The organism is Clostridium pacaense, assembly GCF_020709765.2.
In the GTDB taxonomy this organism is placed as follows: Bacteria; Bacillota; Clostridia; order Lachnospirales; family Lachnospiraceae; genus Enterocloster; species Enterocloster hominis.
The window spans coordinates 116,640-132,129 of record NZ_JAJFEB020000011.1 but is presented as its reverse complement, the minus strand read 5'-3'; the positions used below and the strand labels follow the sequence as shown (position 1 = coordinate 132,129).

General features: G+C 53.8%; 12 protein-coding genes. 9 read left to right on the top strand and 3 right to left on the bottom strand.

What is annotated here, in order from left to right; genetic code table 11:
- Positions 1 to 75 precede the first annotated feature (75 nt).
- From LK536_RS47750 to LK536_RS47740, 3 genes are all read left to right on the top strand, one after another.
- Positions 76 to 1,665, top strand: coding sequence for a response regulator transcription factor (locus LK536_RS47750; protein ID WP_130789510.1), 1,590 nt, complete (start codon positions 76 to 78; stop codon positions 1,663 to 1,665).
- Positions 1,666 to 1,740: 75 nt separating this feature from the next.
- Positions 1,741 to 2,784, top strand: coding sequence for a sensor histidine kinase (locus LK536_RS47745; protein ID WP_040381368.1), 1,044 nt, complete (start codon positions 1,741 to 1,743; stop codon positions 2,782 to 2,784).
- A complete protein-coding gene (locus LK536_RS47740) occupies positions 2,781 to 4,307 on the top strand; it encodes an ATP-binding cassette domain-containing protein (RefSeq protein ID WP_227796362.1) in 1,527 nt (508 codons plus the stop codon). Before LK536_RS47745 ends, LK536_RS47740 begins: the two co-directional genes overlap by 4 nt.
- 13 nt (positions 4,308 to 4,320) lie before the next feature.
- Here the strand turns inward: LK536_RS47740 and LK536_RS47735 are convergent, their stop codons facing one another.
- From LK536_RS47735 to LK536_RS47725, 3 genes are read right to left on the bottom strand one after another with little or no spacing between them, the layout of a single operon-like run.
- Entirely contained in the window at positions 4,321 to 5,835 is a 1,515-nt protein-coding gene (locus LK536_RS47735) for a xylulokinase (protein ID WP_227796361.1), read from the bottom strand.
- Between the two features lie 17 nt (positions 5,836 to 5,852).
- Positions 5,853 to 7,304, bottom strand: coding sequence for an ATP-binding cassette domain-containing protein (locus LK536_RS47730; protein ID WP_227796360.1), 1,452 nt, complete (start codon positions 7,302 to 7,304; stop codon positions 5,853 to 5,855).
- 18 nt (positions 7,305 to 7,322) lie between these two features.
- Entirely contained in the window at positions 7,323 to 8,123 is an 801-nt protein-coding gene (locus LK536_RS47725; protein WP_120056843.1) for a DeoR/GlpR family DNA-binding transcription regulator, read from the bottom strand.
- 294 nt (positions 8,124 to 8,417) lie between these two features.
- Here LK536_RS47725 and LK536_RS47720 point away from each other — a divergent pair, with 294 nt between their 5' ends.
- The 6 genes from LK536_RS47720 (at position 8,418) to LK536_RS47695 (ending at position 15,463) form a co-directional block, all read left to right on the top strand.
- Positions 8,418 to 9,533: a substrate-binding domain-containing protein gene (locus tag LK536_RS47720; RefSeq protein ID WP_227796359.1), complete on the top strand. Its 1,116-nt coding sequence runs from the start codon at positions 8,418 to 8,420 to the stop codon at positions 9,531 to 9,533.
- A 64-nt stretch (positions 9,534 to 9,597) separates the two neighbouring features.
- A complete protein-coding gene (locus LK536_RS47715; protein WP_120056841.1) occupies positions 9,598 to 10,578 on the top strand; it encodes a sugar phosphate isomerase/epimerase family protein in 981 nt (326 codons plus the stop codon).
- 14 nt (positions 10,579 to 10,592) lie between these two features.
- Entirely contained in the window at positions 10,593 to 11,660 is a 1,068-nt protein-coding gene (locus LK536_RS47710) for a zinc-dependent alcohol dehydrogenase (RefSeq protein WP_130789514.1), read from the top strand.
- Between the two features lie 24 nt (positions 11,661 to 11,684).
- Positions 11,685 to 12,656: an ABC transporter permease gene (locus LK536_RS47705; RefSeq protein WP_034576220.1), complete on the top strand. Its 972-nt coding sequence runs from the start codon at positions 11,685 to 11,687 to the stop codon at positions 12,654 to 12,656.
- A gap of 14 nt (positions 12,657 to 12,670) precedes the next feature.
- Positions 12,671 to 14,179: a sugar ABC transporter ATP-binding protein gene (locus LK536_RS47700; protein WP_120056840.1), complete on the top strand. Its 1,509-nt coding sequence runs from the start codon at positions 12,671 to 12,673 to the stop codon at positions 14,177 to 14,179.
- Positions 14,180 to 14,218: 39 nt separating this feature from the next.
- Positions 14,219 to 15,463 (top strand): oxidoreductase, encoded by a 1,245-nt coding sequence (locus LK536_RS47695; protein WP_227796358.1) that lies wholly within the window; start codon positions 14,219 to 14,221, stop codon positions 15,461 to 15,463.
- Positions 15,464 to 15,490: the final 27 nt, after the last annotated feature.

Genomic DNA, 15,490 nt, shown 5'->3' with positions numbered 1-15,490 from the left:
CGTTTTTGTTGAAATGCAAAACCCGGCATGATATGATACAGGGAAGGGAATGTAAAAGGCCTGAGGGGGGAACTTATGTTAAAAGTAATTATCGCGGATGACGAGCGCCTGATATGCAGGCTGGTCCAGGCCCTGGCTGACTGGGATTCCCTGGGCATGGAGGTGACGGCCCTGGCTGAGAACGGCCTGGAAGCGCTGGAACTCATTAAGTCCAGGGAGCCGGACATACTGATTACGGATATCCGTATGCCTGGATGCGACGGACTGGAGCTGATACGCAGCGCAAAGGAGCTGATGCCGGACCTGGAGGTGGTCATCATCAGCGGATACGCGCATTTTGAATATGCCCAGAAAGCAATGAAATACGGGGCGGGATATTATCTGTTAAAACCCATTAAGCAGACAGAGCTAATGGAAACCCTGGAAAAGATACGGGAAAAATGTGAGGCCAGACAGGAGACCAGGACGGCCATCCACCGCCAGCACCAGAACAGCCAGGAGGACCTGAGCCGTATCCGGGAAAGCCTGATGAAGGACCTGCTGTCCGGCAGCCTGAATGACCTGACGGCGGAAACCTTGAGGAACAGTTACCATGTGGATACGTCCGGGGACATGTACCAGGTGTTCATGGTGAAGATGGACTGCAGCATGGAGCAGGTGAACCGCACGGCCGCCGGGGTCATACAGGAAAAAATCAGGGATATTTTTAATCATACAATGACCTCCATCTGCTGTGACATGGTGCTGTATTTCCAGTCCTATACCGGGTATGGGCTTCTCAATTACGATTCCGGCCGCAGGGACGAGGTGCGCAGGGGGCTGCGGGAATGCCTTAACCACCTGGAAGTGAAAAAGGACCTGATGGGCCCCCTTGATTTCACCCTGTCCCTGGGCGCGCCCACCGCTGCGCCGGGCCAGCTTGGTGTTTCCCTGGAGGGGGCAAAGGGCGCCATGTGGGAACGGCTGATGGAGGGGACCGGGAGGCTTTTGGAAACCGTGCCTGCTGGTTCCGGTTTGGAGAAGCAGAACCTGTTGGACCGGTACATGAAGCTGATGGAGCATTCCGTGGATACCCTGAACCTGGAGGAGGCAGGGGAGGCCTGCGGCATGCTGGAACGCGAGGTACTGGGGCTGGAGCGGATCTGCGGCAGGGAAATACTGGAACTTGTTCTGTCTGCCGGACGTCTGTTCATTGCCAGGACCGCCCTCAGCCATGTGGAGGAAATCCAGCAGGATTTTGCGGCCTGCTGCAGCCAGTGCAGCACGGTTGGCGGTCTGTTCGGACAGCTGAAACAGATACAGGCCAGGCTTCTGTCAGAGGCCAGGGACCTTCGCAGCAATGAGGCAGCCCGCCCCATCCGCATTGCCAAGCAGTATGTGATGCAGCATTACCAGGAGCCTATCACCCTGGAAACCGTGTGCGAGGACATCGGTTTCAGCGTCAACTATTTCAGCACCCTGTTCAAACGGGAAACAGGGGAGGGATTTGCCAAATACCTTACCAGGGTCAGGATGGAAGAAGCCAAGACACTTTTACGGGAAACCAGCCTTCCTGTGGCTGAGATATGTGAGAAGGTGGGATACAGCGACAGGAAGCATTTTACCCATACCTTCCACAAGGACACGGGGCTGAACCCGGCGGAATACAGGAAGCTGTATGGGTAGGGATGGGCGGCGAAGGAATGGGCGGTGACAGAATAGGCGCTGGCGAAGGAATTATGTTGGAAGGAGGCAGGGGATATGAAACGTTTTGAATATCTGTCAGTCCGGGTCATGGTACTGCTGGCGGCGGCGCTGTGTATCCATCTGTTTCTGATTGCCGGGCTTCTGTTCCTGGCATTCCTGGGCAATGCGCCCTTCTGGCCCGCCATCCTGTCCCTGGTTCTGCTGGTTGTGCTGCTATGGTGGTTTTACGCCATGATCCTGAAGCCCTATCTTCACATGGAACGGACCATGCGCCTGTTCCTGGACGGATATACCACGGCGGACCTGACCCATCTGTGCCAGACCGCCCCAACGCCCATGGTTTACCAGATGCTGGCCCATATGATGAAAATCATGGACTCCTCGGAGCTGCTTAAGCTGAACAAACGGCAGGCCCAGTATCTGGCCCTGCAGAACCAGATTAACCCCCATTTCCTGTATAATACGCTGGAGAGCATCCGCAGCGAGGCGCTTATAGCAGGGCTTACAGGTGTGGCGGACATGACGGAGGCCCTTGCGGCATTTTTCCGCTACACCATCAGTAAGGTGGAGAACCTGGTGTCCGTGGAGGAAGAACTGGAGAACTGCCAGACCTACTTCCGGATCCAGCAGTACAGGTTCGGCTCCCGGCTGAGCCTGACCATTGAATGTGACCCGGAGGAGCGGGAAGAAATCTATGGCTGCCGCCTTCCGAAGCTGACCATGCAGCCCATCCTGGAAAACAGCATCATCCATGGCACGGAGTGCAAGATAGGTACAGGCCATCTGACCATCCATCTGGAGCGCAGCGGGAAACGGCTCCTGATCCGCATATCCGACGACGGTGTGGGGATGGATGAGGAGGTCCTGTCCAGGATGAATGAACGGCTGGGCAGGAGCGGACAGGCATTTGCCTCCCAAGGCTCGGAAACCAGGGGAGGAATCGCGCTTGTGAATGTAAATAACCGTATCCATCTGCTGTTTGGGGAGGAATACGGGCTTCACGTGTTCTCCATGCCGGGGGTGGGCACGGATGTGGAGATTAACCTGCCGGCCATTGCCAATGACAGGGAGCTTAAGAATAAAGAGGCTTTAAAATGAGGGAAGAAGTATTCCGCATGGAGCGTGTGACATACTGCGAACAGGGAGTGGCCCTGCTGGAGAATTTCAGCATGACCATCTGGACCGGGGAGATACTGGGGCTTGTTCCGGCCAACCATTTTGGGCTATCGGCCCTGATGCGGCTGCTGCGCCAGAACCTGCCCCTGCACTATGGATTTGTTTACTATAAGGAAAAGCTGGTCAATGACTGGCGTTTTCCCTGTACCGGCATGAACCGGGTCAGCACCAACCGGGTCAGTATCATACAGAATCAGAGCTGTCTGGCAAAAGACCTGACGGTGGCTGACAACATTTTCGTGCTCAGGCCGGGGTTCCGCAAAAGGCTGATGCAGCCCGGGATCCTGCGGGAGCAGATAAAGCCGTTTATGGAAGATATCGGGATGGAGATACCTGCGGATGCCTACATAGAAGACCTCAGTACCTTTGAACGCTTTGTGGTGGAGCTTTTAAAGGCAGTGGTCGCCGGGAACCATCTGGTGGTGCTGGAGGATATCAGCACCTTCATCAGCGCGGCGGAGCTTGAAAAACTCAGCAGCATCCTGCGCCACTATGCAAAGCGGGGGATGTCGTTCCTGTACGTGGCAGCCCATTTTGAGGAGGCGCAGCAGATCTGCGACCGCGCGGCCCTCATGCTCAACGGACAGATCATAAAATGCTTTGGCGGGGCAGAAAAGCCCCCGGATCCATTCTTCCTGCGGTGCACGGAGGACTTTGACCGCCATGTACGGGAGCGGATGGCCCGCCGGAACCGGCCGGAGCCGGGCACGGACCATATTGTCTTCAGGATGGAAAAACTGTGCTGCGGGCAGGTGGAGAACCTGAGCTTTTCAGCGTATGAGGGGGAATGCCTGGTGGTGCAGGATCTGGACAACTGCATGATCCGGGAGCTGATACCGGTGCTGTCAGGCGGGAGCAGGCAAAAGAGCGGCAGTATATGGATTAACGGGACCCTGTCAGGGGGCCTGCATGACCGCCGCGTGGCCATCATCCAGGAGCTGCCTGTCCACACCATGCTGTTTCCCAATATGAGCTATCTGGATAACCTGTGCTTTACGCTGGACCACCGGATGGACGGCGTGTGGAGGAAGAGGAAAATTAAGAAAAGCCTGCGCAGGGAATACGCGGGCTTTTTAGGGGAAGATGTATTTGACACGCCTATCGAGCGGCTGACCGAACGGCAGAAATACGACCTGATTTACACCAGGATCTTTCTACAGAACCCGGAAATCGTGTTCTGTGTCCAGCCTTTTAAAAGTGCGGAGGTATCCCTGCGCATCCATATCATGGAACTGTTGGAACGCTTCCTGAACCGGGGAATCCCGGTGGTCATCATGGCTGTGAACCTGGCTGATTCCCTGGCCCTGGCCGACCGGCTGCTGCGGGTGGGACGGGGCGGGACCGTGCAGGAGTACTGCAGGGATGAATTTGCAGCCCTGCCGGTGAATACTCCGTGGCTGTACCTGTATCAGGAGGGACAGGGGGATGGGAGGACGGAGGATTGAGGACAGGGATGGGTCATGCTTTTGGCATCATCCCGCTTAATTCGGCCAGGTATCCTGTCCATCTGCGATAGACCGCCAGAATCTTTTCGTATAAGGCGCTGGCGTCCGGATCAGGCAGGGAGAGGTCCTCGGTCCGGTGGATGTGCGGGATGCGGTCATAACCATCCCACAGGCCGCATCCGTTGGCTGCCAGGGCCGCGGCGCCTAAGGATGCGGCGTTCTGGTCAATGTTGGTTTTCAGGACAGGAAGATGATAGATGTCCGCAAATATCTGGCGCCATACGGCGCTTTTGCTGCCGCCGCCGCAGATGAGCATTTCCCCGGTGATATCGGTCTGGGTCATAAGGATGTCCAGGGTGCAGCGCAGGGACATGGCGATGCCTTCCATGGACGCCCGCACCAGGTCCTCCCTGGTGGTGCTGAGGGATAATCCCATGAACCCGCCTTTCAGGTCGGGAGATGGCTCCTGGGCGCTGCCGCCGGCCAGGGTGGGGTTGAACATGACCCCGTTGCTGCCCGGGGGAACGCTTTCAGCCATGCGGTTCATGGCCTCATAAGTGTCGGTGTCATCCCCTAAATCCCTGCACAGGTTATCCCGGATCCAACGGAAGGAATTGCCTGCGGAGAAGATGGAGACGGCACATGTATAGTACCCCTTCCTGGCATGGGCAAATACAAAGGGCTTTGTATCCCTGTCCACAATGGGCCTGGAGGAGGTCACGGCAATCCAGCTGGAGGAACCCAGGGAAGTATAGGCAACCCCTTCCTTTAATCCGCGTGCGCCCAGGGCCATGCAGGTGTTGTCAACCGCGCCGCAGGCAACCGGGGTGCCTTCTGCCAGTCCGGTCATCCGGGCCGCCTCCGGGGTGACGGTTCCGATGATGGCATCGCTGGGGCGGATTTCAGGGAACAGCTCCGGCCGGATTCCTGCTGCTTCCATGTATTCCTGCTCATAATCCCATTTTAAAAGGTTAAACACCCCGAATCCCGATGCGTAGGAGGGGTCCGTACACATGGTGCCGGTGAGCATGTAATTGATGAAGTCCTTGGACCCCAGGATTTTGTGAATCTGACGGTACAGGACGGGCTGGTGCTTCTTCATCCACATCAGCTTGGCGACGGTGTAACATTCAGCCGGGTCCCCGTTGCCTGTGGTCATGTACCAGCTGTCATAATCCAGCCTTGAAAACAGTTCCTCTGCCTCTTCCTTTGCCCGCATGTCACACCAGATGGGCACCTGGTCAGCCAGAAGGCTGCCGCGGCTGTCCAGGGGCACGGCCACCAGGCTGTGGCCGGAAAGGGCGACACAGGCAATGTCCGACGCAGGTGAGCCGGACGTCACAAGCAGCTTTTTTGTGGCGACGCAGACATGGTCCCACCAGTCCATGGGACGCTGCTCCACAAAATGTTCCTGCGGAAAATACGTTTTGTACTGGATGAACACGTCGGCCAGTGAGTCCCCGTCCTCTGAAAACAGGGAGGCCTTGATGCCTCCGGTCCCCAGGTCATAAGCAATCAGCTTTTTCATATGTAAATCCCCCTATCTTACAGAACAGAATATAAAAAATCATTAGTGATTTCATCTGCCGGATACAGCCCTACCTGTTCCCCTGCCTTTAAAAGCAGGATGCGGTCGCACATGCCGATCAGCTCTGAGAAATCCGAGGAAATCAGAATGATGGAGGCGCCCCGGGCCAGCAGCGCGTTGTATATATTGTAAAGCTCGCTTTTGGACGTCAGGTCCAGGTTGCTGGACGGCTCGTCAAATATGTAAAGCTTGGCGTCCTGATACAGGGAGCGGGCAATCAGCACCTTCTGCATCTCACCCTGGCTTAACTGGTCCACGGGAACACGGCAGGAGGGCTTGCGTATGCTCAGCCTGTCCATGTAATCCCGGGCATACAGATCCAGGGTATGGCCGGAAACCATGTAAAACCGGGCGGCCTTCTGCACGTTGGAGGAGGTGATGTTAAAGGTAAGGTCCTTGCCGGAGAACAGCGAGCGGTCCCCGCAGTCTCCGGGCAGGATGCTGACCGCACCGGCCCGGTCCAGGGCAGGGGCATATACCAGGCGGCCGGAGGTAATGGGACGTTCCTTCATGATGGCATTGATGAGGGTGGTGCGGCCGGAGCCGACTACCCCGGCAATGCCAAGGATTTCCCCTTCCTGGAGGGTGAATGAGACATCCTTGATGATGCCGCTGGATATGTGGCTGGCTGTCAGGAGCGGCTGTCCCGGCGTCCTTGGCAGCTTCGGATATGAAAAGTTCTTCTTAAAGGTCAGGACCCGTCTGACAAAGGCCTCATCCCCCAGTTCAGCCCGGGAGTAGGACTCGGCAATCCTTCCCTGTTCCACCAGGGAAATGCGGTCGCAATAACGGATTACCGTGGAATACTCATGGGAAATAAGGATGATGCAGATGTTCTTCTGCTTCAGCCCGGTCAAAAGGCTCATGATCCGCTTTGTCTCTAAGACAGTGAGGGAGGCGGAGAACTCATCCATAATGAGGATACTGGGCCTGCATAACAGGATCCGTCCAATCTGAAGCAGGCATTTCTCACCCTGGGACAGATGGTCCACGGACTGTCCCAGATTCAGGTCCAGCCCAAGTTCCTTAAGGACCTGGCGGCATACGGCTTCCTTCTTTTCCTTGGGCGGGTTAAACAGCCGGTTGTGGAAAATAAGCTGCTCGATGCCCAGCAGGAGGTTGTCCATGATGCTTTTACCGGGAAAGAGCTGGAGGGATTCGGTCATGAGATAGATGCCGTTCCTGTGGGCGGAAGATATGCTGTGGATGTCCAGCTTCCTGTCATCCAGCCATATGTCCCCGGATATACGGGGAATCATGCCCGCCAGGACCTTGGCCAGGGTGGTCTTGCCCTCGCCGTTGCTTCCGATAATGGCAGTAATCTCCCCGGACGCAGCCTCAAAGTCCATATGGCTTTCCGGAAACGGGCCTGCACAAACATTTGTCATACGAACTACGAATTTATCCATAAACAGTCCTCATGAAGTTTATAAGTTTAACGGCTTTAAATCATAGGAGGTAAATGTCCGTATTCCATGTTCAATGTAATACTGGTGATATTCCGGCGGAATGTGGTTGTTGGTCACCACGGTGGACGTATAGGTCAAATCCCCCAGACGGATAAAGGAACGCTGGTCAAACTTCTTGCTGTCAATGCACATGATGGTTTCATTGCAGCGGCTCGATATGGCCTTGATGATGTCTAAGACATTCATGTCCGTCAGGGTGTATCCTCCTTCTATGCTGGCCGCATCCACGGAAAAGAAGAATTTGCTCAGATAGATGTGTTCCAGTTCCTTGTTCAGGTCCTCAGGCACCGTATACATGCCGGAATTCTGCATCCGCCCGCCAAGGAACAGCAGCTGGACCGAGGTATTGCCTCCGAAGATATTGGCAACATGAAAGTTATTGGTCATGATATTCAGGTTCTGGCGCCTGGAAAGCGCCTTTGCGATGTAACTGCTGGTGGTGCCGGGGCCGAGGAAAATCCATTCCTTTTCCTTAACCAGCTGGGAGGCTGCCAGGCCCACCTCTTCCTTTTCCTTATCGTAAGGGATGGCAGGGCTGTCCGTGTGCACGGACTGGAACTGCTGTTCTGGAAATACCTCTGTATTTAAGGTGGCTCCTCCGTGGTAACGGGTGAGGAAGCCGCTTTTTTCTAATTGTTCTAAATCATTCCGGATGGTTACTTCGGTTACATTTAAAAGAGTGCTGAGAGTGGCGACATCTATCTGTTTGCGCTCGAAGATGATTTCTTTAATACGGTGTAGACGTTCTGCCTTAAACATTCATGCCCCTCCCTTTCAAAACATTTTTCACTATAAAGATAACATAAGAAACGAAAAATTTCAACAAAAAAAGAAAAATAAAAACAAAAGAAAACGAAAAATAAAAAAAGAAAAAGAAAGGAAAGGCCTTGAAAAACGAAAACACATATGCTATAATGACGAAAACGAAGAAAGAAAAAAGACTTTCTTTAACGATTTGGCCAAATCAGCATCGTTTTTGTTAAAAATTTAACTGACTGGGCGCGAGGGGGATTTCCGCAGATGTCCGGGGATAAAAAGAAAGAGAGGGTTATCATGAAAAAAACATTAGCAGTTCTTATGGCATTGACAATGGCAGCTTCCATGGCTGGCTGCAACGCGGGAAGCCAGCCCGCGGCCGGGGATGCAGGGGCAAAGACTGAGGCGGCTTCATCCGTCCAGGAGAAATCCGGGACAGAGGATAAAGGAGGTTCAGGGACAGAAGGACAGGACGGGGCAGGAGCCGGAAGAGAAACCGGAACAGAAGCCGGAAGAAAGTACAGGATCGGTTTTGCCAACGCCTCCATATCCAACAGCTGGCGCGTAAAGATGCGTGACATGCTGGTGGATGAATGCGACCGCCTGGGGGTGGAGCTGATAGAAACCGATGCCCATGATGATGCCAACACCCAGAACAGTAATATAGAAGCCATGCTCCAGCAGGACCTGGATGCAATCCTAATCACACCCTGTGTTGAGGATGCGGCCAATCCAGGTATTGAGGCTGCATTTGAAACCGGAATCCCGGTCATCATCTTTGACCGTACATGTACCACGGAGGATTACACACATTTTGTGGGATATTCGGATAAGCAGAACGGCGCGGAGTGCGCAAGGATGCTGGTGGAAGCCCTGACGGAGCGCTATGGTGAGCCAAAGGGGAATCTCATTGCGCTGGACACCATGGCTGGTTCCAGTACGGACAACTTCCAGAAGGAAGGACAGGACTCCGTATTTTCACAGTATCCCGGTATCAAGATCATTGCAAGGCAGTATACGGATTTTGAGGTCAGCAAGGGCAAGAGCTTCATGGAAGACTGCCTGGCCAAATTCGGCCCCGGGGAAATCGACGGATTCATCTCACAGGATGGCGGCGTGACATTGGGAGCCGTGGATGCCATCAAGGAGGCGGGACGCGACCAGGAAGGCATCATTTTCACAAATGCAGATGGTATTAACGGCGTTGTGAAGATGATCAAGGACGGAAGCTGCGTGGGCCTGACCCAGTTCCCATGTGCGGCCAGCGTGGACGCCCTTCACGTGGCCATTGACTGTATCGAGGGAAAAGGTCCTGAGGAAAAGGATGTGATGATGGATTCCATCGTGGTCACAAAGGACAATGTGGACGATTATCTGATTCCCGACGGGGACGATTATGACTGGACTTATTAAATGGAACTGGATGCTAAGAGCATATGAATCAGAACATATGAATTACCGCATAGGGGGTACATAGATGAAGATTGGATTTTGTGTTGTGAATTATTCGGAAAAGCCGCTGGAGGAAGTCCTTAAGATTGCGGCGGATAATGGCTATGACTGCGTGGAGCTGCCGGCCTATGTGGGAAACGGCCAGGTGGATGCAGAGGACATTTTAAAGAACCACAGGGCAGGGGAACTGAAGAAAATGGTGGAGGGTTACGGCCTGAGCATTGCTTCCCTGAGTAATCATGCGGACTCCCCGCTGATCATGGGGCCTTACAGTGACGGGACTGTCTCTTCCTGCAAGGGGACAAGGGAGGAGAAAATCCGTTTCGGCACAGAAAGCATGATACGCTCCGCACAGCTGGCTGCGGAGCTGGGGGTTCCGGCGGTGGTTGCATTTTCCGGCATGGAGAACTACGGGCATATCAATGACTGGCCGGAGCCTGATGGATGGAAGTACGAAGAGGAGCAGTTTGCGGTAAAATGGGGCAGGGTCATGGATAAGTACCGGGAATACGGTATCAAGGTTGCATTTGAACCACATCCCAACAACGTGGTTTACGATACCCAGTCAGCCCTGCGCCTGCTGGAGGTGGTGGATTACCATCCGGCATTTGCAATCAACCTGGACCCGGCCAATATCCTGTTCTCAGGAGTGAACATCCAGACATTTGTGGATGAACTGAGAGGACGGATAGCCCTGGTCCATGCAAAGGACTGTGAAATTGTGTACCACAACCTGGCGAAGGGCGGGCTTAACATGTACATGCAGGACGGGTGGGGCCGTCTGGACCGCTCCTTCCGTTTCCGCATACCGGGATGGGGCGACGTGGACTGGAAGCGCCTGATCAGCGAACTGTTCATCACAGGATATGACGGTGTGTTTAACTATGAGCATGAGGATGTGATCATGAGCCGCGGGGACGGCGTGAAGAAAACCATTGAGTTCCTGCGTCCGCTGATGATTGACGCGCCCTACGAGGGCCGCAGCGACGCACTGTTCACAAAATAAAGGAGAAGATTATCATGAGGAAAATGAGGGCACAGGTTCTTACAAGACCATATCACTATGAATTTTCAGAAGTACCGGTACCGGAGATATCGGATGACGAAGTACTGATTAAGATTAAATACTGCGGGATCTGCGGTTCCGACTGGGGTTCCTATACAGGGAAATATGCGGACGAGGTGGCGTGCCTGCCCCTGATTACGGGCCACGAATTCTATGGCACCATTGAGGAAGTGGGGGCTGGCGCCCAGGGGTTAAAGCCAGGGGACAGGGTGACCTGCGATATCTGTAAGCCCTGCGGCACCTGTTATCACTGCCGGATTGGGGAACCCCTTCTGTGTACGGATTTTAAGCAGATTGGGATCCATGTGGACGGCGGGTTCGCAGAATATGTAAAGGTGCCGTGGAAGAATGTGTATGTGGTCCCGGACGGGGTGTCGGATGAAAAGGCTGCATTTGTAGAACCGCTTACGGCCTGTCTTAACGCATCCAGGAAAATGGACTGCGTCATGGGAAGGAGCGTGGTGGTCATCGGCGCGGGCCTCGGCATCATCCATGCCTGTCTTGCGAAGCTGCGGGGCGCGGCGCCTGTGATTGTCATTGACGGCAATCAGGACCGCCTTATGATGGCCAGGGAAATGGTGGCGGACCATGTCATTAACTTCAAGGAAACCCCGGACGTGGTGGGGGAGGTCATGAAGCTGACCAACGGCGTGGGGGCCGACTTTGTTCTGGAAGCAGTGGGGAACTCCAAAACATATGAGCAGGCTTTCCAGATGGTCAGAAGAGGCGGAAAGGTGGAGGCATTCGGAATCTGTGCGGATGACGACTACGCCAGCCTGCCGCCGGTGCAATTCGTGCTGGAGGAAAAGAAGGTCAGCGGAAGCTGCGCCGGAATCGGATATGACTGGGGCGATGCGCTGACACTGCTTAAATATGGCCGTATCAATCCCATGCCCCTGATTTCCATGATTGTTCCCCTGGAGGAACTGGAGGATGCGGTCAATGAAATCCGCAAGAACCCGAAACTGGTCAAAGTTCTGGTAAGCCCTGAGGCGAAAGAACGGGTCATACTTTATAAATAAGCCTATAAGGGGGACATTACGAACATGAAAGAAAAAAGTGGATCCGGAATGGTGAAGAGGATACTGAATAATCCGGTCAGCGGTCCGTACATAGCGCTGATCATCCTGTTGGTAATTGCAAGCATCATATCACCTATCTTTCCGACATTTAAAAATATTACCAATATACTGCGGCAGGCATCCATTGTCGGTGTGGTCAGCATCGGTATGACCATGGTGCTGCTGGTGGGAGGGATTGACCTTTCCGTTACAAGTACCATGGCAATTGCGGCCTGCGTGATGGCAAGGATGATGGAACCGTATGTGGCAGCAGGCGGAACCGGCGTTTACATAGGACCTGTCCTGCTGGTGATGTTCTTTGGATTTGTCATCGGACTGGTTAACGGCAGTATCATTGTATGCAGGGGCGTGGAGGCTTTCATCATCACCCTTGGCACGGGCCAGGTGTTAAAGGGCCTGAACTATATCTATACCAACGGGGCGCCGGGAGGCTCGGTTTCCAAGTTCTGGTCCACCTTTGGTTCCAAGTCCTTGGGGGGAGTCATCCCCTACGCGGTGGTGCTTTATGCGGTCATCATGGTCATATTCATGATACTGCTCCACAAGACCGTATTTGGACGGCATATCTACGCCATCGGCAGCAATTCCGAGGCAGCCAGGCTCTCCGGCGTAAAGGTGAAGTTCCACAAAATCATGGCATACGGGCTTTGCGGCCTGACCGCGGCCATTGCAGGCGTGATGCTGGCAGCCAGGGTCCGGGTAGGCGAGCCCAACGGCAGCACCGGGTATGACATGGACGCCATTGCCGCGGTTGTCATCGGCGGCACCTCCATGGCAGGAGGGCGCGGTTCCCTGATCTGTACCCTGGCAGGCGTGCTGATCATGGCGGTGATGAATAATATCCTGAACCTGCTGGGAGTGAATCCTTATCTTCAGATTGTCATTAAGGGTCTCATTATTCTGGTGGCAGTATTGATTCAGAAGAAAAACAAATAATCCGAGGTGAGCATATGAGCGAATACGCATTGGAAATGCTTGACGTTACCAAGACATTTTCCAAAGTGACCGCCTTAAATCATGTGGACCTGAAGGTAAAGGAAGGAGAGATACACGCTCTCATCGGAGAGAATGGCGCAGGAAAATCAACCCTTATGAAGGTTCTGGCTGGTGTTTACCAGGCAGATAGTGGGACTGTACGCATTTTTGGGAAGGAAATGCATTTCCACAAGCCTCAGGATGCCATCGATAAGGGGATTGCCATCATCTACCAGGAGCTGAGCCTGATCCCGGATTTAAATGCGGTTGAGAATCTGATGCTTGGACATGAGATTCACAAAAACCAGTTTATTAAAAAGAAAGAGGAGGAAGCGTTTGCAAAAAAATGGCTGGACTATGTAAGCGCGGGCACCATCCCGGATTACCATGTTCCGGTGAGGAACCTAAGCGTTGCCCAGCAGCAGATGATAGATATTGCAAAAGCGGTTTCCTATCATGCAAAGATTATTGTCATGGACGAACCCACGGACAGCCTGACCCAGAAAGAGATTGACGTGCTGTTTGAAATTGTCCGGAAGCTGAAGCAGGACAATATTACGGTGATTTACATATCCCACAGGCTGGAGGAACTGTTTGAAATCTGCGACAGGATTACGGTACTGAGGGACGGGGCATTTGTGGACTGCGCCAACATTGCGGATGTGGATAAGGACTGGCTCATCGGAAAGATGATTGGGCGGGATCTGAAAGACACGTTCCCGCCGCGCCACAGGGTCCTGCCGCAGGAAGTGGTATTAGAGGCAAGGGACTTGGGCGGGGAGCATTTCCACAATGTATCCTTTTCCCTTCACAAAGGGGAAATCCTGGGCTTTTCGGGGCTGGTGGGCGCTGGAAGGACCGAGGTCATGCGGGCCATATTCGGGGCGGACAAGGTACATTCCGGGGAGCTTAAGCTCTTTGGGAAGACCGTGCACATCACCCACCCATGCCAGGCCGTGGAACTCGGCATGGGATTCGCCACAGAGGACAGGAAGGCCCAGGGGCTGTTCCTGAACCAGACAATCAAGGATAACATTGCCATCGCCTCCCCAAAACGTGTGTCCTCCAACGGGTTCATGAAGGGGAAAGAGGAGACAAGGCTGGCAAACCAGTACATGCAGGAACTAAAAATCGCGGCGCCGGATATATTCAAGGTCTGCAAATTCCTCTCAGGAGGCAACCAGCAGAAGGTGGTCTTATCCAAATGGCTGGCATCCCAATGCAGGATACTGATCCTGGACGAGCCGACCAGGGGAATCGATGTGGGGGCAAAGTATGAGATTTACCTGTTAATGGATAAACTGGCAAACGCCGGGGTTAGCATCATCATGATTTCCTCGGAAATGCCTGAAATCATGGCTGTCTCGGACCGCATCATGGTCATGCATGAAGGGACGGTGACCGGGGAGCTTTCCTTTGAGGAGTATACGGAGGAGAATATCATGAAGCTGGCCAGCGGTGAGAAGCAGGCCGGGCGGGAGTAAAGATGTTTGGATGAAATCATAAAAAGGAGAATTTGATGTATGGGATATAAAGAGACATTATTGCAGCCCATTAAGATTGGAGGCAGGGAGTGCAGGAACCGTTTTTTTGCCCAGCCCATGGAGTGTGTGGACTCGGATGCAGAGGGCAATCCCACGGACCTGACCTATGAGCGGTATGAGAACCTGTACAAGGGAGGGTTCGGCCTGGTGGACCTGGAGGCTATAACAGTAACCAATGAAAGCAGGGCCAGGAAGACGCAGCTGGAAATCATGCCCCGCAATGAAAAGGCCCTGGAGAAATTCATACGCAGGCTGAAGGAAATAAACCCGGACACCATGATTGTGTTCCAGCTGACCCATTCCGGGGAAATCAGCGAGCCTGAATTTTCCAGAAGGGTTTGTGTGAAGCCGGTCCATGGGCTGGAAGGGGACATCCTGACAGAAGAGGAAGTGGACCACATCATGGACCAGTTTGCCCTGGCAGCAAAAATCTGCCAGAACGTGGGCGCGGACGGTGTGGACATGAAGCTGTGCCACGGATACCTGGGTTCCCAGATCATCCGCCCCTATAATGACAGGAACTGGAAATACGGGGGCTCCTGGGAGAGGCGTTCCGCATTCGCCTATGACCTGATGGAGCGGATCCAGAAAGCGGTTAACTATGACAGGAACTTCCTTATCGGTTCCAAGATGTCCATGTGGGAGGGGTTCCCCGGAGGATTCGGTTCAGCCGGCCCGGATTCCCCCCTGATGGACATGACGGAGCCAATAGACCTGATTCAGGGCCTGGAGAAGATGGGGGCATCCTATTTTGTGGAATCATTGGGCAATGTCCACTGCAGCATGAGTTTCATGGAGGCAGCTACCAATGATCCATACTTTTCCTATCTGCACATTTACTTTGCGGACCTGATGAAGAAGGCCCTGAAGCCTGAGACTGTTGTCATCGGTTCCCATTTCTCCTCCTTCCGCGGAGGGAAGAATAAGCTGCTGTCCATTGAACCGGAGAAATCCTCCCTCTTTGCAATGGGCGCCAGATGCATTGAGGACGGCATGATGGATATGGTGGGCCTGGGACGCCAGTCCTTTGCTGATCCCCTGACCCCGTTAAAGCTGATGGAGGGCCGGGAAAATGAAATCAAATACTGTACCCAGTGCATGAACTGCGAGGAACTGATGATACGCCAGCAGCCGGTGGGATGCGTGGCATTCAACAAGCCATATACACAGAGGTTTGTGGAGATACGCAAGAAGATGGGCAAGCTTACGGAGCTGCATACCTGAGGAACGTTATAAAAATTCACATAGAAA